19 protein-coding genes are annotated in these 21524 nt (G+C 51.3%); all 19 read right to left on the bottom strand.

The window, feature by feature from the left end:
* Nucleotides 1-174 precede the first annotated feature (174 nt).
* Entirely contained in the window at nt 175-603 is a 429-nt protein-coding gene (locus BT114_RS02470; RefSeq protein ID WP_072324708.1) for an HIT family protein, read from the bottom strand.
* A 2-nt stretch (nt 604-605) separates the two neighbouring features.
* Complete coding sequence (locus BT114_RS02465) at nt 606-1034, bottom strand: FAD synthase family protein (RefSeq protein ID WP_072324882.1); 429 nt, start codon at nt 1032-1034, stop codon at nt 606-608.
* Nucleotide 1035: 1 nt separating this feature from the next.
* Nucleotides 1036-1800 (bottom strand): hypothetical protein, encoded by a 765-nt coding sequence (locus tag BT114_RS02460; protein ID WP_072324707.1) that lies wholly within the window; start codon nt 1798-1800, stop codon nt 1036-1038.
* Between the two features lie 2 nt (nt 1801-1802).
* Nucleotides 1803-2483: an HAD family hydrolase gene (locus tag BT114_RS02455; protein WP_072324881.1), complete on the bottom strand. Its 681-nt coding sequence runs from the start codon at nt 2481-2483 to the stop codon at nt 1803-1805.
* The gene (locus BT114_RS02450) at nt 2476-3219 is read right to left on the bottom strand and encodes a 3-deoxy-manno-octulosonate cytidylyltransferase (protein WP_072324706.1); all 744 of its coding nucleotides are present in this window, start codon (nt 3217-3219) and stop codon (nt 2476-2478) included. Before BT114_RS02450 ends, BT114_RS02455 begins: the two co-directional genes overlap by 8 nt.
* A gap of 33 nt (nt 3220-3252) precedes the next feature.
* A complete protein-coding gene (locus tag BT114_RS02445; RefSeq protein ID WP_218163436.1) occupies nt 3253-4905 on the bottom strand; it encodes an aldolase catalytic domain-containing protein in 1653 nt (550 codons plus the stop codon).
* Entirely contained in the window at nt 4856-5746 is an 891-nt protein-coding gene (locus tag BT114_RS02440) for a hypothetical protein (RefSeq protein WP_072324704.1), read from the bottom strand. Before BT114_RS02440 ends, BT114_RS02445 begins: the two co-directional genes overlap by 50 nt.
* A gap of 425 nt (nt 5747-6171) precedes the next feature.
* Nucleotides 6172-7917: a lipid A export permease/ATP-binding protein MsbA gene (gene msbA, locus BT114_RS02435; RefSeq protein WP_072324880.1), complete on the bottom strand. Its 1746-nt coding sequence runs from the start codon at nt 7915-7917 to the stop codon at nt 6172-6174.
* A 105-nt stretch (nt 7918-8022) separates the two neighbouring features.
* A complete protein-coding gene (locus BT114_RS02430; protein ID WP_072324703.1) occupies nt 8023-9189 on the bottom strand; it encodes a nucleotide sugar dehydrogenase in 1167 nt (388 codons plus the stop codon).
* 199 nt (nt 9190-9388) lie between these two features.
* Nucleotides 9389-10801 carry an MBL fold metallo-hydrolase RNA specificity domain-containing protein gene (locus BT114_RS02425; RefSeq protein WP_072324702.1) on the bottom strand — a complete coding sequence of 471 codons (1413 nt, stop codon included), beginning with the start codon at nt 10799-10801 and terminating at the stop codon, nt 9389-9391.
* A gap of 38 nt (nt 10802-10839) precedes the next feature.
* The gene (locus BT114_RS02420) at nt 10840-12120 is read right to left on the bottom strand and encodes a nucleotide sugar dehydrogenase (RefSeq protein WP_072324701.1); all 1281 of its coding nucleotides are present in this window, start codon (nt 12118-12120) and stop codon (nt 10840-10842) included.
* Nucleotides 12117-13730 (bottom strand): glucose-6-phosphate isomerase, encoded by a 1614-nt coding sequence (gene pgi, locus BT114_RS02415; RefSeq protein ID WP_072324700.1) that lies wholly within the window; start codon nt 13728-13730, stop codon nt 12117-12119. Before pgi ends, BT114_RS02420 begins: the two co-directional genes overlap by 4 nt.
* 6 nt (nt 13731-13736) lie before the next feature.
* Nucleotides 13737-14603 (bottom strand): UTP--glucose-1-phosphate uridylyltransferase, encoded by an 867-nt coding sequence (locus BT114_RS02410; protein ID WP_245770372.1) that lies wholly within the window; start codon nt 14601-14603, stop codon nt 13737-13739.
* A 170-nt stretch (nt 14604-14773) separates the two neighbouring features.
* A complete protein-coding gene (gene traF / locus BT114_RS02405; protein WP_072324698.1) occupies nt 14774-16138 on the bottom strand; it encodes a conjugal transfer protein TraF in 1365 nt (454 codons plus the stop codon).
* 150 nt (nt 16139-16288) lie between these two features.
* Complete coding sequence (locus tag BT114_RS02400; protein WP_072324697.1) at nt 16289-16909, bottom strand: MiaE family protein; 621 nt, start codon at nt 16907-16909, stop codon at nt 16289-16291.
* Nucleotides 16906-17925, bottom strand: coding sequence for a tetraacyldisaccharide 4'-kinase (gene lpxK / locus BT114_RS02395; RefSeq protein WP_072324696.1), 1020 nt, complete (start codon nt 17923-17925; stop codon nt 16906-16908). The genes BT114_RS02400 and lpxK overlap by 4 nt, the downstream gene beginning before the upstream one ends.
* A 5-nt stretch (nt 17926-17930) precedes the next feature.
* Complete coding sequence (locus tag BT114_RS02390; RefSeq protein ID WP_072324695.1) at nt 17931-18341, bottom strand: ExbD/TolR family protein; 411 nt, start codon at nt 18339-18341, stop codon at nt 17931-17933.
* Between the two features lie 3 nt (nt 18342-18344).
* On the bottom strand, nt 18345-19037 hold the full coding sequence (locus tag BT114_RS02385) for a MotA/TolQ/ExbB proton channel family protein (RefSeq protein WP_072324694.1): 693 nt from the start codon (nt 19035-19037) through the stop codon (nt 18345-18347).
* A gap of 27 nt (nt 19038-19064) precedes the next feature.
* Entirely contained in the window at nt 19065-21464 is a 2400-nt protein-coding gene (locus BT114_RS02380; RefSeq protein WP_072324693.1) for a DNA internalization-related competence protein ComEC/Rec2, read from the bottom strand.
* Nucleotides 21465-21524 lie beyond the last annotated feature (60 nt).

Below are 21524 nucleotides of genomic sequence, written 5' to 3'. Positions count from 1 at the left end.
ACACTTGGCAAATCAACCCTTTCCAGGGAAGCAAGGCATTTTTTATAGGATTTGCATGCCGCACTGAATTTACCGACCCGGTAATATCGTCGCGCAGTTTTAACAACAAATGAACGCAGATAACGGTACCTGATCACATCAAAAAAATGATTCAAAAACATTCCCCTTTTATATTTATTTAAAAATCCCTTGCAACTCATGCAGCACTGCTTGATCAGTCACCACAGGGCGAATCAGTGGCGGACCCGGCCAGTCTTCGTCCTGCCAGACCTGGCCAGCAAACTGCAGTGGCTCAGCATAACGCGGAAAAACATGAAAGTGCAGCAAAGGGTCCTGCATCATCAGACACAATACATTGATGCGAACGGCATCAAGGCGCTCTTTTACCAACTGCTCAGCATGGGCAAGCAACTGCCCCATCTCCTGACACTGGCATGCAGTAAGCTCAGCAAAGCTTTTTGCTTCAGTCTGCACACTTAAAACCATTGAGCCAAGAGTCAACTGCTGTGGACGCACTGAAAGAATCCAGCCAGGTGTTTCGGCTATGCTCAACTCATGAACCCGAAACTTTTCCTGAAAAACTTTCAGCGCGTTGTCGCTCATGCTCAGCTCTCCTCAAGAAACTTGTTAAGCACTTCCCTTAGCTTGGTACTTGATGTATGAGATGTATAGGGAAAATAAACAATTTCAACACCAACAGCCGCAAATTCCTTTTCCATCTGATTCCACTTTTCGGATCCCTTCCAGTCATCGCCCACAAACATCTTGTCAAACTTCAGGTTACGCCAGGCTTCCATTTTGTCCATATTGACCTGCGGCACTACCTCGTCCACAAAATCAATGTGCTCAACAATTTCCATTCGCTCAACAAAAGGAATGATTGGCCGCTTGCCCTTGCGTGATTCGCAGAGTTCATCGGTGGTGACCCCGACAATCAGGTAATCACACTCCAGCCTTGCACGCTTGAGTACGTTCAGGTGACCAATATGAAAGAGGTCATAAACTCCTGTTGTGTAGCCAATTTTCTTGGTCATATCAGTCCTCATCTGAATCATCTTTTATAAGCTTCAGTCCACACAAATCAGAAACAAAAACATCATCAACAAATACATTGTATTTTGAGAGCTTTTGAAGAATAGCAATATCTGCAAGCAAATGTGGTCGAAGCGCTTTCTTTCTTTTATATGCAACCCCATCAACATCGTATTGATAATCATAAAAGTGAATACCAACCCCTACAAGGTAATATTCAAAATCAGCCCCAAATCGATCTATTGCCTCAACCAAAGCATAAACACCATTTGAAGGCCTGAACAAGCCCGGGCAATCATCATTATTTGCTATCCCACTGAAAAAATACCTCAGACTCTCATAAAAAGGTAAAAAATGAAATCTAGCCAACAGTTTCAAAGAAACAAAAAAACCAACTGGAATATCAATACTACAAACTTTCTTGACCTTTTCATTGCGAGATTCAGGTTGCACATCTTCAAAACTTAAACCATCTAACTGTCCACCAAAATCATTATAGACGGAAGAAAAATTTTCGAAATCACCCTTACCAACAAATAAAATGTGATCAATATGGCTAACATTCTTTAAAACAACCTGACTTCTCCACACAACATCATAATCTTTAGTGCTTTTTGAGGCTTTTATAAAGGCATTTTTAGCTACAACCTGATAAATCTTCTTAAACTTTCCAAGATGCGCCTTGCTAATAGCTCCATTAACAAAAAAACCATATTCGGCATCATAAATCTTTGCACCAGGTCGAGAACCACAAACAAGCACTCGCATTATTATTTTTTCCACATGGTTTCAGAAAGATCAGAAACAAAATTTAATCCATAAATACCATTTAACATCAACCATGAATCTATATCATCAACTTCAGACCATGCACGAATAAAAACAAAATCTAAATCAGCTCCGGATGCAGCTTCAAAGTCATACTTGCTATCACCAATAAAAAGAGCAGGCTTTTGCAAGCGACCATCTATTGTTAGCTCATTCAGTATTTCATCTTTTGTAGCTGGGCTTCCAAAAATACCACCATCAAAATATTGGTCAATATTACGTACTTTAAATATTTCGCGAAGTTCCTTCTGATCGCCACCAGAAACAATCATCCATCTTGAATCCGATGTCTGTTCACGAAGCACCGAAAGGCCATTAGTAATTTCACAGCTCAGAAGTCCTTTACGAACTTCCTCAGCGTAAATTGACAGCAGCTCTTTAATACTCAACACATCTGGGTTACCAGCATACTCTGGTGCAATGGATTTTAAGAAGTAATCAAATTTGCTGTATCGCGATATACCACCATTTTTAATGTGATAATCAACCATCGCCTTCGCAGCCGACTTACCAAAAGGCAAGGTTGAATTATAAAAAGCTTGCGTTTTTACCTTGTTGGAGTTGAGAACCACACCATCACAATCAAAAACCAAGGTTTTATATTCTGATAAATTATTAAGCATGATACCCAAGTTCCAACATGGCTTTTTCAACACGCCCTACATCTTCTGGAACATCAACAGCAAGACTTCCTGGCTTTGTTTCAACCATTCGTATACTTTTACCTAGCTCAAGAAAGCGCAGAATTTCAATATCTTCACTATGCTCCAACTGACTTTTTCTTCCAAAGCTACGAAATGCTTTCAACTCATCCTGATTAAATGCATAGATACAAACTTGTTTTTTATAGCCTACAGGTGCACACTTTTGATCTTTAAATCCCGGCAAGGCTGCTCTTGACATATAAACCAGAGTATTATCTTCACGCGTAATCACTTTCGGGATATTCACTGAATGAGGATCTTCTGATTCTGATACCCAACTGAAACCATTGATAATATGCTCTGGCGTTGTCAGTTTTTCATTCATTATTTTCAGGATGTCCTTCGGATCCACCAATGGCTCATCACCCTGAACATTGATATAAATATCAGCCTTTATTTTTTCAGCTGCCTCTGCAAGCCGATCAGTCCCGGTCAAAGCCTCGGCACTGGTCATTACGGACTGAAAACCAGCAGCCTCCACGACACTTCTTATACGCTCATCTTCAGTGGCAACATATACATTCTCTTGCCCCACAGCTTTAGCAGACAGCTCAGCAACCCATAAAATCATCGGTTTACCCAGAAGTGAAACCAGTGGCTTTCCAGGATAGCGGCTTGATGCAAAACGAGCCGGAATCAGTATTACTGTACGCATGATTACTCCAGATAAGCCTTTAAAAAACAAAAATCAAAGTGCATAAACCGATCGAACTGGCAAGTTATAACGCGTGGGGGTAATTGACTCCAGTGGGATGGCGGCTTCATTTCTCTGGTATACATCCAGTAAGCTCTGCATCTCCTTACTTCGTGGATCATCTGCACCATAACCATCAAAACCTGCCATGGCAATTTTCCTGGCTTTCCCACTGGTGAGTAAAGCTAGTGCATAAGCAGCCACTAACGAAGTAGGAAGGAGACAAAAGTTTTCATGAAACTCAAACGTATCGGATTGAACTTTCAAACCATAGTCCAGCAGGTTCTTATCTTTCAAAGCTTCTTTAACATCTTCGGGTAACATAGAGTAGGGTGTAATCAAGGGCTGAGGAAGCCTTGTGTGCGCCTCACAGTCAGCCAGTAAGCGAACCGGGTGGCAGGCCGCCCGAAAATCAATCAAATCAGCTGCAATATGTGTCTGCGTATTCAGAGCCAGAACCAATGGCCGGTGACTACGAATATAAGACTCAATAGCTTTACCATGCTGTTCAACACCTGGTCCAGTACCAAGAAGCAGAACCTCTTGCCCCTCAAAAGCAGTGTATGGAGACCATTTTCCATCAGGCTTGCCCTGATAAAAATGACGTGCTGCATCTAGTGTATTCAGGCTGAATTTTTTGCCGCCTTCAACACGCAGATGCTCAATTACAGCCAATACATCTTCTTCATCATAGCGGGCGTCATTCAACATTTCCTGGATATAGGTGGGGTGAATCCCATATTTTCCAGTCAAATAGTAATAAGGATTAGTTCCCCAGCCGCACTTTTGCTGCATTGGAGCGAAGTGTTGGCGAATTAATGACATGAGTGGCACCAGATTGATATTTACGCCACGGCGCTCTGCAATTTCGATAGCAAGCTCTTCCGTACGCGCATTCCCGGGTCCACGTCCCATACCAGTGACAGTTGAATCGACCCAAGTTGCTCCTTCACCCAGAGCTCGCAGGGTATTTGACAAGGCAAGCCCCATATTGTCATGGGTATGAATGCCAAGATCACCATGCCACTCACTGCGTATCCAACTGATAACCTGTGCCGTTTGCTGAGGAGTCATGCTTCCCATGCTATCTGCAAAATAAAGCACATCAAGGGGGTAGTCAGCGGCCTCTCTGGCAAGTGCTTTAATTTCTGCTTCACTGCGATCAGCAACCTGCATCAGATTGAACCCAACACGGTAGCCTTTTTTCTTCAACCAGTCACTGGCCGGTAAAGCTGCAGAAAACTCATGCACATGGCATGCAATGCGCACTAAATCCACACGTGAATTTACAGCATTCACAGGAAACAACTGTTCCAGCACCTGATCCTGTGGTAAAGAACCAACCAGCTCACTGGCATTAACCATGACAGCAACTTTCAAACTCGTAGGTACATCCAGAGAGTTAACGAACGCTTCCGTCGTAAAAGCACAAGCCCCCTTGAAACCATTATTGGTCAGCGTTCTCATGCCCAACTCGACCACATTCACGCCAACAGCAGCTGCTGCTGCAAGATATTTCCGTATCAAAACTTCAGAAAAGTTCCAACCGTTATAATAACCACCATCTCTCAAGGTGCAATCCAATAAAACCATATCTTTAACTACCCAAACAAAAACGCTCAGAAAGAATATCAAAAAATCTTTCATCAATTAAATAAGATACCAGCTGTTCAGAAAAAACATAATCCTTATCTATAAATCTCCCATCAACACCGACTTCGATAACATAGTCTTTTGTAACAACAACTTCATTCTTATTATGACCAGAAACCCCTCTACTTACCGCATAATCATAAATATAGTTATTACCAGCGCTTAAGGTAGGAATACTCAATGCATTAGTAATAAAATTTGATGTTCCAATAGAACCAATCGAATAAGCACACGATAAAGCAAACGGGATTTTTTCGTCTACACTCATCCCAAAACAATTTACAAAATCACAATCATTTTCTTTACACCAAGAAGTAAGAATATTTTCCTCATACAACCTCTGATCTGTTTTATACCCAGAACAAACCCTGTTAATGGTCTGCGTCATCCCACTATTTATAATAACAGCTTTAGAACCCAATCTTCGTACAATAAAATCTAAAAAATCCAGCTGATTTAACCACTTTCTTTTTTCTGACTCAAAAGATAGAAAAATAGCTTTTCGACCCTCAAAATAATTAGCAGAAAAGCTGTAAGAATACCTTTTAAAAGAATCGTAAAGTTCCGAATATTTAAACACACCACCACTATTTAAAAAAAACGTCGATCTATGTGGTGCGACATAATTACCCCTTCGATTAGGAACCTCAATAAAATCTATAGATGAAAATATATCAAGCAACCTATAATCAAAAAAAAGGCTATCAGCCCTGTAAAACACACGATTCAAATACGATGAAATACTTGCAAGCGCAGCTAATTGCTTATAAAGATCACCCGGTCTTTTTGCAGATATAAAAACATCTTCCTTCCTAAAAAAATCAAATATTAACATACCTTACCTTCCTGCATCAAAAACCATTGAAAAGCTTCTGCAATTAGCTTAATGGCAAACAACTTAAATATTTATTTACAAGCAACTGTTAAAACATCCAAAGAAACATTCCTTCATTGCCGCCTTTTCTGCTTTCTTTTGTCCAAGCTTTGAGACTGGCTTTGTTATTCAAGTGGTTCATTGTAATGTGTCTAATACTAACCTAAATTTATTTAGCCATCCGATACAAACCTAGTCGGTATTTCAATTCACACCCCCAACCTGTATCGGTGTTGTTTGTACTCTGCTGCAAGGTGCCAAATTCTTTTATCTCAGATGCTGTTTTCGGTACGGTTGAAGATCACCAGATGCGCTTCTTCTGCACCCAATTGATGAGGTAGTCACACAAGGTTTTCGGCTTGATCATCACCCGCTGCTCAGCACTTTCACGCCAGACTAGTGGCATCATCATTAAACTGCATTTTATGCAGGGTGGCATACATGCCGCCTTTTTCCAGCAGCTGTTGATGGCTGCCTTCTTCAACAATTTTTCCTTCCGAAACCACCAGGATTCTGTCTGCAGCTTCAATGGTGGACAAGCGATGTGCCACCACCAGGGTGGTACGGTTTCTGGTGACTTCTTCCAGTGCACTCTGGATATAACGTTCGGATTCAGTATCCAGTGCTGAAGTGGCTTCATCCAGGATCAGGATTGGCGCATCCTTCAAAATGGCCCTGGCAATGGCAATGCGCTGGCGCTGACCACCTGACAAGAGTATCCCGTTGTCACCCACCAGGGTATCCAGACCTTCGGGTAACTTTTCTGCAAACTCTGTTACATATGCTGCCTTTGCTGCGCTTTCAATTTTTTCGCGACTGATACCTGGCATGCCATAGGCAATGTTTTCTGCCAGGGTACCGTTAAATAGTGTGACTTGCTGAGTCACCAGTGCAATCTGTTGGCGCAGGCTCTTTAAGGTAAGCTCCTTGGTGGAAATGCCATCCAGCCGGATATCGCCTTCTTCAATTTCATAAAAACGCGGTATCAGGCTGGCAATGGTGGATTTGCCGGAACCGGAACGCCCCACCAGTGCCACCATCTCCCCAGCCTTGATGTTGAAGCTGATCCCCTTCAGAGCCAGCGGCTGGTCTTGTCCGTAACGGAAGCTGACCTGATCAAATTCAATATCACCAGCAGCTCGCTCAATCATATGAGTACCATGATCTGGTTCAGCGGGTGCATCAATGTAGGTGAAGATATCCTGAGCTGCGGCCAGACCTTTCTGGATGGTGCTGTTGATTTCGGTTAGTTGCCGCATAGGCTTGGCCATCATGGAGGCGGCTGTCAGAAAGGCGATGAACTCTCCTGGTGTCATGGCACCCACCAGTTCCGGTGACAGCGCCAACCACACCAGAAACCCCATGGCCAGAGCGATCAGTAGCTGAACCACAGGGGTATTGATGGATTTGGTGACGGCCATTTTCATGGTTTGGCGTCGGTGGTAATCACTGGCCTTATTGAAGCGCTGGTATTCAAATTCCTCACCACCAAAGCTGCGCACGACCCGGTAACCACCAATGGCTTCAGATGCAGCATGGGTGATTTCACCACTGGACATCTGGATGCGCTGGCTGAGTTTACGAAAACGTTTGGAAGCATAACGCACCACCAGTCCGATGATCGGTGCCACGGCCACAAACACCAGTGACAGTGCCCAGTTCACCCACAGCAGGTAGCCCATCAGACCGATCACAAACAAACCTTCACGCAACAGGGTTTTCAGTGCATCGGTGGCAGCGCCAGTGACCTGATTGACGTTATAGGTAAGGCGGGAGACCAGATGACCGGAAGAGCTCTGGTCGTAATAGCGTGCAGGTAATACAAGAAAACGACTGAACAGGTGCATGCGCAGGTGATGCACCAGTTGCCTGGCAATGTGCCCCATGAAAAAAGTACCGAGAAAGGTACCAACCCCACGCAGGGCAAAGATACCGATGACAACCAGTGGGAAAAACAGCCGCTTGTCTGCCAGGCCGGTTTCAATGGAGTCAATCAGCATTTTCATGACATGGGCCAGCCCGGCGCTGCTGCCGGCATAGATGCCAAAACCGATGAAAGCCAGCATGAAGGCCCACCAGTAGGGTTTTACATAAGTCAGCAGGCGCTTGTAGGTTGTCCAGCTGCTGGGCAGGGTCTCATAGCTTTCCGCGCGGATCTGCTCCAGAACTTTTGTTTCTTTCTTTGCCACGTGTTTTGGTGCCTGTGTATGTCAGAGGACTAAATTATAGAGTAATGTTCAATCGCTACCGAACAGGTCGCGGGTGTAGATTTTATCTTCAACGTCTGCCAGTTCGGGGGCTCGGCGGTTGGCGACTATCACGTCACTGATGCGTTTGAATTCTTTCAGGTCACGGATGACGCGGGAGTTGAAGAAGTGCTCATCTTTCAACACCGGTTCATAAACCACCACTTCGATGCCTTTGGCCTTGATGCGTTTCATCACGCCCTGGATGGCAGAGGCTCGGAAGTTGTCTGAGCCGGATTTCATCACCAGGCGGTAAACACCCACTGTTTTCGGTTTGCGGGCCAGAATGGATTCGGCAATGAAGTCTTTGCGGGTGGTGTTGGAGTCAACAATGGCACGAATCAGGTTGTTGGGCACCTTGTCGTAGTTGGCCAGCAGTTGTTTGGTGTCTTTGGGCAGGCAGTAGCCACCATAACCAAAACTGGGGTTGTTGTAGTGGTTGCCAATGCGTGGGTCCAACCCGACACCTTCAATGATCTGACGAGAGTTCAAGCCATGGCTCTGGGCATAGGAGTCCAGTTCATTGAAGTAGGCCACTCGCATGGCGAGGTAAGTGTTGGCAAATAACTTGATGGCTTCCGCTTCGGTGGAGTCGGTGAACAGCACAGGCACATCCTGTTTGATGGCTCCTTCCTTCAGCAGGTTGGCAAATACTGCTGCGCGTTCGGACTGCTCACCCACAATGATGCGTGAGGGGTAAAGGTTGTCATACAAAGCCTTGCCTTCACGCAGGAACTCAGGTGAAAACAGAATGTTCTGTGTGCTGAATCTTTCTCGCAGGCTTTGGGTGTAGCCCACCGGCACGGTGGATTTGATCACCATCACTGCATCAGGGTTGATGGCCAACACATCCTGAACAACGGCTTCTACACTTTTGGTATTGAAGTAGTTGGTCTGTGGATCGTAATCCGTGGGGGTGGCGATGATGACAAAATCTGCCCCTTGATAAGCATCCTGAGGGTCCAGCGTAGCCCTGAAGTTGAGTGTTTTTTCAGTCAGGTATTGCTGAATTTCCGTATCTTCAATCGGTGACTGACGGTTGTTCAGCAGTGCAACTTTTTCCGGCAGGATGTCCAGCGCAACCACCTGGTGGTGCTGCGCCAGCAGTATGGCATTGGAGAGGCCGACATAACCCGTGCCTGCAATGGCGATTTTCATGATTGAAGGTTCTTGCCTGTGAGTAGATTCCTGAAAAGAACACGCTACCGCCCCGAGATTTTTGCGGCGCATTCCCGAAGCCGGATAAAAACACTCACGGATTCTAGCATTTTCCGGCACCGTTCAGGCATGAAAAAGGGCACGCTTTTGTGCCCTTGGTCATTTTTTACTTTGGATTCAGTAGACTGAACCACTTGTTCTATTCTGGCAGCAGCACTTCCACACCCTTCCGTTTACTGGCATATAACCGCTCAATCTGCTGCTTCAGGGTTTGTCGGGCAGTATCCTGCCCATGCACCAGTCGTATCTGGCTGGGCCAGTGGCGCATGCGCCGGATGAAGTTCAGCAGGTCTTTCTGGTCTGCATGGGCCGAATAACCGCTGATGGTGTCGACGCCGGCCTTGATGGTATAGCGTTGACCTTCCAGCTCCACCCAGCCGCCCTGTGGGCCGTATTTCTGGATTTTCCGGCCCGGTGTACCGGATGACTGGTAACCCACAAACACTACCTGATGGCGTTCATCACCCAGCATGGCTTTGAGGTAGTTCACGATGCGTCCGCCGGCACACATGCCACTGGCAGCAATCACCACTGCCGGACGACCGCTGCTGGCAAGGTAACGCACGGTTTGTTCGTGGGCTTCATGGCTTTCCACGGTGTAGAGGTTGTCAAAACTCAGCGGATGACGACCGGCCTGCAGACGCCGCTGGGCCTCTTTGTCCCAGTAGGGTTTGAGCTGGCGATAAACCTGAGTGAAGCGGGCTGCCAGAGGCGAATCCACAATGATTTCCAGGTCTTTCCAGAGACCACCGGCAGAATGAGTCAGTCCTTCCAGCTCATACAACAACTCCTGGGTGCGCCCGATGCTGAAGGCCGGGATCATCACGGTGCCGCCATTCTGCAGGGCTTTTTCAATGGCCTGCTGCAGTTGTTTCACCCGATCACGCCGGTGGGCATGCAAGCGGTCGCCGTAGGTGCTTTCCAGAATCAGGGTGTCAGCACGGTAAGGCGACTGGGGTGCGGGCAGCAGTGGCGACCAGGGGGCACCCAGATCGCCGGAGAAGATAATGCGCTGCTTTTTGTTGCCGAGTTGGTCGCCAGCACTTTTGTTGTTAACGGCCACTTCCACATAACAGGAGCCGAGAATATGCCCAGCCCGGTGGAGTTTGACCCGCAGGCTGAGCTTTGGATTGTCCACCAGGGTGAACCAGGTTTTGTAATCCAGGGGTTTCAGCTGTTGCTGCACCCGCTGCTGGAACTGCTCGATCAGCCGGGCATCACGTGTGAAACCAATGCGCAGTGCATCTTCAATCACCAGCGGCAATAATTGAGCAGAGGGTTTACTGCAGAGGATCGGCCCGGTGTAACCGGCAGCCAACAGGTAAGGCAGGCGCCCGATGTGGTCAATGTGCACATGGGTGACAATCAGTGCCTTGAGGGTGCTGATGTCAAACTTCACCTGCAGCTGTTCAAAGCTGTCGGTTGCTTCATCTTCACCCTGAAACAACCCACAATCCACCAGCAAGCTGTTTTCAGCATCCGCCAGCAACTGGTGACAACTACCGGTAACGCCTGATGCACCACCATGATGAATAAAGTCCGGGTATTGCATAAAAACCTCCTTGTTTTGTTGTTCAGCTTCAGGGCTTTTTAAATGGCCTGCCCCCTGCCAATGCCTGAGTAGGTCCAGCCCTGGTGATGCATGTCCTGTGGATCGTAGATGTTGCGGCCATCCAGCAATAACGGGGTGTTCATGCTGCTCTGGATTTTCTGCAGGTTCAGGTTCCAGAATTCTTTCCACTCGGTGACCAGCAGGATGGCATCAGCGCTTTCTGCAGCAGCCTCCGGTGAGCTTGCATAAATCAATTCTGATCGCTGGCCCAGATGCTTTTTCAAGGTTGGCAGGGCCATGGGGTCATACACCTGCACCTGAACGTCATGCGCCAGCAGGGCTTCAATCAGTACCAGTGCAGGGCTTCCGGCAATACTGGCGGTGTTGGGTTTAAAGGCACAACCCCACAGGGCAACACGTTTACCCTTCAGGTCTGCACGGTAAAAGCGCCAGAGTTTCTGGAACAGCAGGTCTTTCTGCTGATCATTAATCGCCCGCACACTGCACAGCAGGCCAAAACCGGTTCGATCCTGCAGTTCATCAGCCAGTTGATCCAGGGTTTGTAAAAATGCCTCACCACCAAAACCACAACCGGGGTAAAGGTACTGGTGCCCGATGCGACCGTCTGAACCGATGCCCTGGCGTACGGTTTCAATGTCAATGCCACGCTGACTGGCCAGCTCCGACAGTTCGTTCATGAAACTGACACGCGTGGCCAGCATGCCATTGATGGCTATTTTGGTGAGCTCCGCTTCTTTGGGCGGCATCACCATCAAGGCATCACGACTGCGGTTAAAGGGTGACATCAAACGGCGAATCAGCCGGGTTGCCACGGGCTGGTTGCTGCCCAGAATGATACGACCGGCACGGGTAAAACTTTCCAATGCCCGACCGGCTTGCACAAAGCCGGGCCAATACACCAACGTCAACTGGTGATAGCCCTGCTGTTGCAACAAGGTTTGCAGGCGCTCGGTGGTGCCCACGGGTACGGGCTGCACCAAAGCCACCACACAGGTGTGATCACCCGGCAAGGCTGCCACATGTGAAGCAAAATCCAGCAAATCCTGCTGCAATTGGTGCTGCCCCTTGTCATGGTGGCGCGCATCAATCAACAACTCCACGGCAGCCATTGAGGAAGCGTACACCAGGCGTCCGGCATCCTGCTGTTTCAGCAACAGGCGATAAAGGTCCGGCTCCATCAATTCACTGTCTGCTTCCGGCAGTTGCGCGGCACTCAAGTGCACCACACAACCGGTCGAGGCCAGTGCAGCCGTCAGTGTCCAGGACTCCAGATTATTGCCCAGCATCAAGACATTCATGCTTGCTGCTCCTGTATGTAACGTGCCAGTTGCAGGGTGGAAGAGTCCAGCAGCACTTCTCCCTCATCCAGGGTGGAAACCAGCAGTGGCTGCAGCTGCAATGCGACCTGTTTACCCAGTTCCACGCCCCACTGGTCAAAGGGGTTGATGCCCCAGATCACCGCCTGGGTGAACACCTTGTGTTCATAAGCCGCTATCAGGGCACCCAGGCTTTCCGGCTCCAGGCTTTCCATCAGCAGGGTGGAGGAAGGTTGGTTACCGGGATAGTGGCGAAACGGGTTATCAGTCGGCTCCACAGCAGCATTGCCGAGTGCGAGTACTCGTGACTGGGCCAGGCAGTTGGCAATGTTCAGCTGGTGCTGGGCCTGGAGCTCAGCATGATGGGCATAATGGCGGGCATTGTCATAACGGCGGGCCGCCAGAATGAAGTCCGACGCCACTGCCTGAGTGCCCTGATGCAAGAGTTGGTAAAACGCATGCTGGGCATTGGCACCGATTTCACCCCAGAGTACCGGGCAGGTGGCGTGGTCAATCGGCTCGCCATCACGGCTCACGGATTTGCCGTTGCTTTCCATTTCCAGCTGTTCAAGGTAAGACGGAAAATACTTCAGGCGACCATCATAAGGCAGGATGGCATGGGCACGAATGTCGAGAAAATTGACATTCCAGACACCCAGCAACCCCAGCATGACCGGCAGATTCTGCAGCAGGGGCGCATGCCGGAAGTGTTCATCCATGGCATGTGCACCCGCCAGCAGTTGGCGGAATACAGGGGCACCCAGCGCCAGTGCAATCGGCAGGCCGATGGTTGACCAGAGTGAAAAACGCCCTCCAACCCACTGCCAGAAAGCCAGTTGATTTTCGGCTGGCAAGCCCCAGGCATGCATCTTGTCTGCTGCCGCTGAGACACCAATAAAGTGGCAACGCAATACCCGCTGCTCATCAGCACAGTGGCTGTTCAGCCAGGATCGTACGGTGCTGGCGTTGGACAGGGTATCAATGGTGGTGAAGGACTTGGAGCAGATGATGAACAGGGTGGTTTCCGGGTTCAGGTGTTCCAGCAGGTCAAACAGCTGGCTGCCATCAATGGTGGATGCAAAATGCACGCGCAGGGATTTTGCTTCAGGCTGGGCATGTTCGCGTAACGCATGGGTGACCATCAAAGGTCCCAGATCACTGCCCCCCACCCCAAGGTTGACCACATCGGTGATGCGCTTGCCGGAAAAGCCGCGCCATACACCCGACTGGATGCGAGTTACCAGTTGCTCCATGCGCTGCAGTTGTTCTTCCACGCAGGCCAGTTCAGCCGGCTGGTTCTCTGCCGGTGTGCGTAAGGCAGTGTGCAGCGCGGCACGGTTTTCACTGGCATTAACGACTTCACCGGTAAAGAGTTTTTCACGCCAGCTCTGCAACTCAGCCTGTGTGGCCAGCTGTTGCAAGGCTGCCAGCACCTCTGCGGTGACCCGCTGCTTGCTGTAATCCAGCCGCAGCCAAGGGGCTTGCAGTGAAAAGTCTTGTCCTCGCCCAGGTTGATCGGCAAACAGATCAGCCAGGATTAAGGGACGCTGGCTGAGTTCCGTCAACCGAGAAAAAGCATCCAGTTTTTTCATTCTGTTTTATTCCAGCAATCCTGCTTCGCGGGCCAGTTGCTGATTGGCCTGCAACCAGCCTTGCACATAACCACAATCAAAGGTACGCCCCTGCATGCGGAAAGCTTCCACCGGACGGCCCAGACGAATCAGCTCGGCAATGGCATCGGTCAACTGGATTTCACCACCGGCACCGGGCGGTGTGTTGGCGAGTAGGCCCATGATTTCGCCGGGCAGGATGTAGCGCCCGATCACAGACAGGCGGCTGGGCGCATCGGCAGGTTTCGGTTTTTCAACCACGCCTCGCATGGCCGCTGCCGTACCCGCAGCAGGCTCCACACCACCACAATCCACTATGCCGTACTGGTCCACTCGCTCCAGCGGCACGGCTTCCACCATGATCTGTGCTGCCGCATCACGCTGGTAGGCTTCAGCCATCACCGCCAGGTCGACCGGTGCTGCATCCCCCGGTACCGGTTTCACCAGTACATCCGGCAGGATCACGGCGAAGGGTTCATCAGCCTGTAGCAGGTGCGCTGCACAGTGAATGGCATGCCCCAGACCCAGTGCACGATCCTGACGCACACTGGTGACTTTCAGCTGAGGTGGTGTAATGGTGCGCAGCGCTTCCAGCAGGGCCGTTTTGCCCTTTTTTTCCAGTTCAGCTTCAATTTCATAGTGGGTATCAAAATGATCTTCCACTGCCGACTTGCCACCACGGGTCACCAGAATGATTTCATTAAGGCCTGCAGCCAGTGCTTCCTCCACCACATGCTGAATCAGCGGGCGATCTACCACCGGCACCATTTCCTTGGGAATGGACTTGCTGATGGGTAACAGACGAGTGCCGAGACCGGCAACGGGAATGATGGCCTTGCGAAGGTTGGTTAACACGCTGAAAGCTCCTGAGGTGGTTCCGTTTTCAGGAAAGTTTAACATGTGCTTCCAGCAAGAGCTTGAACATAAAATTAAGCCTGAATAGTGATTTCATGACCCAGAAATAAAGAAAGGGTGCCGAAGCACCCTTTCTTGTCTGAGCACTGCTGGCCCGAAGGCAGGCGACGTCAGAATTTCTCTTCAAAGCCCAGACTGATGGCAAAGTAGCGAGGGATGCTGTCACCATCAACATCCACAGTTTCCAGACCCATGGCCACATCAAGGTTGAACATGCCGCCCAGCGTGATACCACCATTGATGGTACTCAGCTCAGTACCTGTGAGGTTCTTGTTGTAACCAAAACGGGCACCCGGTATAAACCAGGAATCAGAGAAGTAACCTGCGGACACACCCATCATCTGGGACTCATCACCCACAAAGTTGGTGGCCGTGCCCAGGGTGTAATAACCCTGGATCACCCAGTTGCGATTCTGGGTGAAGTAGGCACCTTCCACCACAGCATGGCGGGTCAGAGTCACTGAATCAGCCACCTTGGACTTACCGTAGGATTCCAGATTCTGGAGTGCGGTCAGCGAACCACTGTCCAGCACATCCGTCAGATCAGGGTACTTGAAAGTAGGCTCATTCAGGTTGTACAGAGTAACACCCGCCTGCATATTGCTGGTGTGCCACATCAGACCCAGGTCCAGACCCATCTGGCTGGTGTTTTTGGTGTTGTTCTCAGCTGCATCAAAGCTGTCACCAATATCAAACTCGTCGTCATCAGTCTGCAAAGCAATGAAGGTACGCGCGGTTTCCACCTGGTAAAGGTTCAGGCGCGCACCCAGTTCCAGCTCACCCTTTGGCAGGCTGAAGTCCGCCCACTCACCCAGGTTGGTACCATAACCCACTGCCAGATGCGTGATACTGGCAACACGCAGATCAACACCCGCATCGGTGTTACCTGAGTCCAGCTCAATAGTTTCATCTCCTGGATTATAGGTCTTTAGCGTGATATTAGTTTTACCGTTAATAATACCCAGCGAGCCCTGCACACTACCGGAAGCATTGATGCTGAAGGTACCCTTGGCTGACTGGGAGCCAATGATAAAAGGTGTCAGCGGGGCCTGCACCATGCCCCCAAAACGGAACTGGCCATTACGCTCCAGATCATTCAGCAGCTTGTCAATGGCATCCACCACCTCATCAACTGCACCTTGAGGGTCCAGACCAATATCTTCCAGGTTAATTTCTTTGTCGCCAAACAGATCTACCAGACCATCCAGTGTATCTTCCAGCTCATCGACCTGACCGAACTCCATGTACATCCCAATATTACTGAAATAGCCAAAGCGCAGGCGCTCACCTTCCTTCAGCAGCAGGTTGTTACTGGCCGGATTGAATGAACTCGAGTGCACAGTGCCTCGGTTGGATACACCACCTATGGTCGCAGAGTAGCCCGGCGATACCAGGGATTGGTTAGCAGCGGCGGTGGTGGCGACCAGTGGCAGGCTGAGTGCTGCCATGGCAACGGCCAGACGGGATAATTTCATTTTAAGTTCCTCATGATTGCTGTAATCAACTGCTGCAGTTCCTTGTTTTTTTGTTGTTCTTATAGGTTGTATTTCAGGTATAGCATATTTCCCAGGTATCAAACAGTAAACCGCTGCTTTGGTGGTGCCTCTTTATTGTATTGGTCATGATCAGGCAGCCACCGGTGCACCCGAATGAAAGCGGAACTGGGCATCGGGGCCTTCGATCAGTTCCTGCTCCACCTGCAGCAGTTGCTCCACTCGCCCCGTAATCGGCTCGGATGAGTAGAGTTCTGCCAGCATCAGATAGTCTTCAAAATGCCGGGCTTCGGATTTGACCAGTGAGCGGTAGTATTTTGCCAGTTCCTGATCCAGGTGCGGAATCAGCGCCACAAAACGCTCACAGGAGCGAGCTTCAATGATGGCACCGATGATCAGCAGATCAATGAAGCGCCCTTCTTCACTGGTGCGCATGGCCTTGCGCAAGCCTTCGGCATAACGCGCCGGACTCAGGTTTTCATAGGCAATCCCCCGCGCCTGCAGCAGGTTCACCACCTGTTCAAAGTGCAGCAGCTCTTCCCGCGCCAACTGAGACATTTTTTTCAGCAACTCCGGCCGATGCAGGTGTTTGTGCATCAGGCTCATGGCAGTGGCAGCGGCTTTTTTTTCACACTGGGCGTGGTCAATCAACAGCGTGGGCAGATTATCCAGTGCCTTGTTCACCCAGGCCTGTGGCGTGCGGCATTTCAGGAAGGCATCAATTTCAGGTATGGCGGGTGCTTCAATGTTCATGTCAGGGATTTCAGTTGTGTTTGCAAGGTGTTCAAAAAGGTTTGCGGCAATGCAGCCTGCACTTCTACGACCCAATGGCGTGCGTTCAGCCAGGGCTGGAGTTTGACGGCATCCTTGGCGGTCATCACGATGGGATGGTCACCCGGCAGGTTCAGGGTCTGGGCATCCATGTGGGCATGGTCAGCCAGCGGATGCTCAATCACAACCAGCCCCTGCTGCTTTAATTGTTCAAAAAAACGCTGCGGATGACCTATACCCGCCAGGGCATGTACTGTTTCACCGGGCTGAAAAGGCATTTGTTGTTGCCAATGCCCATCACCGCGCCGCCAGCCGGTTTGCTGCAGGTGGTAATGAATCAGTTCAGGCGTTTGATCTGAACCGGTTATGAGCAAGCCTGATTGCAGTTCGCCCTGGCACAGCAGGTGATCAACACTTTGCAGGCGGGTGGCTGGCTCTCTTAAAGGACCAACCGGCAAACAATGGCCATTACCCAACCCCCTTGTGCCATCAATCACCACCAGCTCAATGTCTCGTGCCAGCGCCAGATGTTGCAGACCATCATCGCTGAGAATCAGATTACAGCCTTGCTGCACCAGCAGGTCAGCAGCTTTGGGCCGATCCGGGTCCACGGCAACCGGCACCCCCGTCTGACGTGCCAGCATCAGGGGTTCATCGCCACTGCGTTGAGGATCTGTTTGCGGTGTGACCAGCAGGGGGTATTGCGTGGCCTGGCCGCCATAACCCCGGCTGACGATGCCCGGTTTCCAGCCCTGCTGTTTGAAGAAATCAGCCAGCGCAGCAACCACCGGGGATTTACCGCTGCCACCCACAGTGATATTGCCGACTATGATCACCGGCACACCGGGGTGGTGGCTGTTTTTTTTACCGGTCTGGAATGCCCTGCTGCGCCGTTGCTGCAAATAACGATAAAAACACTCCAAGGGCTGCAGCAGACGCAAGGTACCGGGTGTGCTGGCGTACCAGCGTTGTTCAATCCAGCGCTGAAGCTTCATCATGGGGTTTAATCCGCTAAACGGGTTGCTATTCTAACCCGCTCAATGCCCAGGCGTCTTGCCAGATCCAGGGCCGCTACCACCTGACGGTGGCTGGCATCGGCTTCGGCTCGAATCACCAGGTCCAGCTCAGGGTTGTCTTGCAACAGTGCCTGCAGCGCATTTTCAAGGGCTGCAACATCCTGCAGTTCCTGTTCATCCAGCAGCAGGCGACCATCAGCATAAAGGGTTAGTACCTGCAACTGCGACACCGGGTCGCGCTGCACGGTGGCGGTTTCTGCCGGTGGCAGTTGCAGGCTGAGCTGGCGTTCGGCAAAACTGGTGGTGACCATAAAAAAGATCAACAGCAGAAACACCACATCGATCAGGGGTGTCATGTTGATCTGTACGGCTTCCGGAGCCTGGCGACGGAATTGCATGGATCAGTTCCAGCTGCTGCTGTTTTCCTGCACCGGGTCAGTGATCTCCTGATCCAGTTGCAGGTGTAATTGAGGCTGTGTTGCAGCCACCGCGTTGGCATTGGGCGTGAGGTGATCCAGCAGCTTCTGGGACTCTTCTTCCAAAGCCACCACCAGGTCACTGACCCGGCGCAGAAAATAGCGATGCATGACCAGTGCCGGAATGGCAACGGTGAGACCGGCTGCCGTGGTGATCAATGCCACCGAAATACCACCGGCCAGTTGCTGGGCGTTACCGGCAGCCAGATCCAGTTGCTGGAACACATCAATCATGCCGACCACTGTGCCCAACAGACCCAGCAGTGGTGTAATGGCCGCAATCGAACCGAGTGGACTGAGAAAGCGCTCCAGCAGATGCACTTCATGCGCACCGGCTGTTTGCAGGGCTTCGCGGATGCGGGCAGCGCCTTGTTCACGGCGAGCCAACCCGGCTGCCAGAATGCGGCCGAGTGAAGAGTTTTCACGCAGTTGCTGCAGTTGTTCACTGCTGAGAGGCTGCTGACTGCTCTGTGTTAATGTCTGCTGTAACAGACCGGGGGGGGCCACCTGTTCTGCACGCAAGGCCCACAGGCGCTCCAGCACGATGGCCGTGGCCACAATGGAACAGAGCAGTAATGGCAGCATCAGCCAGCCACCGGCAATGAGTATCTCCAGCACGCGCTTTCTCCAGATCAAATCCGTGCGCTATTCTACCAGCCCTTCCCAGAGAGGACGATGTTTCTGACGCCACCAGCGCAGCTGCTGTTGTTCCGGTGAAAAACTGAAGTGCACCGCACCCTGATCTGCAGTATCCAGTTGTATGCTTTGATTTTGCCGCAAGCGCTGCACCACCGTTGGATGCGGATGGCCATAAGCATTGCGCCAACCGGCGGTGTGTACCGTCCAGCGCGGTTGGGTGGCATCCAGCAGGGCTTGCCCGGTGGAGGTGCGGCTGCCGTGGTGGCCACTGACCAGCAGGGTCAGAGGCTGATCTTGCAAAAGGTGTGGCAAACCCTGGCTGAAAAAAGCTTCTTCCTGAGTACGGGCATCACCGGTTAACAACAGGCTGGCACCAGGTCCGGTGATCAGCAACACACAGGAGTCTTCATTATTGATGCGCCCCTGTGGCGATTGCGGTGGCCACAGCGCCAGCACCTGCAGTGCTCCCATTTGCCAGTGATCACCGGCTTTACAGTCGTGTATTTGCTGACTTTTAACATCCAGCACTTCTCGGCGTGCTTCTGCATATACCAGTTGCTCAACCGGCCAGTGACGCAGCACGGCTGGCAGGCCACCGCTGTGATCCTGATCATCATGGCTGATCACCAGCCAGTCCAGCCCGGCAGGTTTCAGCCAGGGTTGCAATGCAGGAACCACGGGAGCCCAACCGGATGCAAAACCTCGCCCGGTGTCGTACAGCAGGGTTTGTCCCTGACTTTCCACCAGTACGGCGGTGCCCTGCCCGACATCCAGCACCCGCACCTGCCAGGTCAGTTCCTGCTGCTTTGTCAGGTGGTGATTAACCGGTGGTGGCAAAAATGCCAGCAGCAACCCCAGCCAGGCCAGGGAACGCCCCGGAAAACCGGGTGGCAGCAGTGCCAGCAGCCCGATCCATAAAAACATCGGGTAATGAATGGGCCATTGCGGCAACTGGGCAGCATACATCAGCCCCAGAGCCGCCCATTCAAACAACTGGGCCAGCCAGAACAGCGGCTGACTGAAGCCGGTGATGAATTGCAGCAACAAAGCCAGCAGTGTCAGCGGCAGGAACACCAATCCGACCAGCGGCACCGCCACCAGATTAACCAGTGGCGCCCACACACTGAACCAGGCGCCCTGCCAGATCAGCAGCGGTGTTAATCCCAGGGTGATCAGCCATTGCACCCGAATGAGCGCCAGCCACCCCGGCATGGCCGGATAACCTCTTGATCCAGCCAGCAGAATGGCCACCGCACCAAAGGATAACCAGAAGCCACGCGTCAATGGCAGCAACGGATTGATCAGCAACAGGATCAGCAATGCCAGTGCAAAGGCGGTCCAGGGTGCCAGTTGCCGCCAGCCACTGAGTATCAGCAATCCGAACACCAGCATGATGCCCGCCCGCTCGGCAGCCACGCCCCAGCCTGCCAGATGGGCATAACCCCAGGCACACCCCCCTGCCAGCACCAATGCCAGACTCCAGGGCACCCGTAAGCGCCGAGCCAGCCACAGCATCACCCCGGCTACCATGCCCAGATGCAGGCCAGACACCACCCACAAATGAATGGTGCCGGTACGCTCCAGCAGTTGCCAGTCTTCCGGCAGCAGCGCCTGACGCTCCCCCAGACCCAGTGCCAACAGAAAACGCTGCCCCTGACTGAGGGTGGTGGGATTGGGGATGGGTGTACTGAAGATAGGTGAGTGAGGTTGATGCTGGTCTTGATATTGGAAATGAATGGCATCAATCAGTGACTGGCGTGCCTGTTGCCAACCACTGGCGATTTGCAGGCGTTGCACCTTGGCATCGCGTGTCACATAACCCCTGGCAACCAGACCCTGTGCCAGATGCAAACCGGTGGAAGGCGGCTGACCAAAGTTTTTCAGGGATCGCAACGGACGCAGCCGCACCTGCAATTGCCAGGTTTCACCGGGCTGTGGCAGATCAGCCGGTGCATACCAGTTCAGGCGTATTCGGGCCGGAGCACGTAATTGGCAGGGCTGGGGGCTCTTCTGCAGGCCACTCTTTTGCAGGCCACTCGCTTGCAGGTCACTGGCCCGCTCACAGCGGTGGATTTTGACCAGCAGTGAATCCAATCCACCGGGCGAGTGTCTCACTTCCAGCACCTGCGCCGTGATGACTGCCGTGCCCTGGGTATCCGCCCGATTCACCGCCAGATCCATGCGCCAGGCCAGAAACAGCAACAACCAGCAAAACCCGAACAGAAATGCGGCAATGCCATGAAATTGCAACCGCAGCAGGCGAAGCTGCACCAACAGCAGCAGGATCAGCAGTTCAACCGGTGGCCAGGCAGACAAGCATAAAGCCAGCAGGATACCTGTCAGCAGCCCGCTTGCCGCCAGTGGAAGACGCCAGGTCGGCTGAGGTTTTAAAAATCGGTCGAACAATAAGCGGACAGTCCCTGTCAAAATGTGCGCCTCCCTGCTTGGTCATTGCTTCCGTTACAG

It is taken from the genome of Marinospirillum alkaliphilum DSM 21637, from assembly GCF_900119735.1.
Taxonomy (GTDB): domain Bacteria; phylum Pseudomonadota; class Gammaproteobacteria; order Pseudomonadales; family Halomonadaceae; genus Marinospirillum; species Marinospirillum alkaliphilum.
The sequence above is the reverse complement of the archived record's forward strand: the minus strand, read 5'-3'. Positions and strand labels throughout refer to the sequence as shown.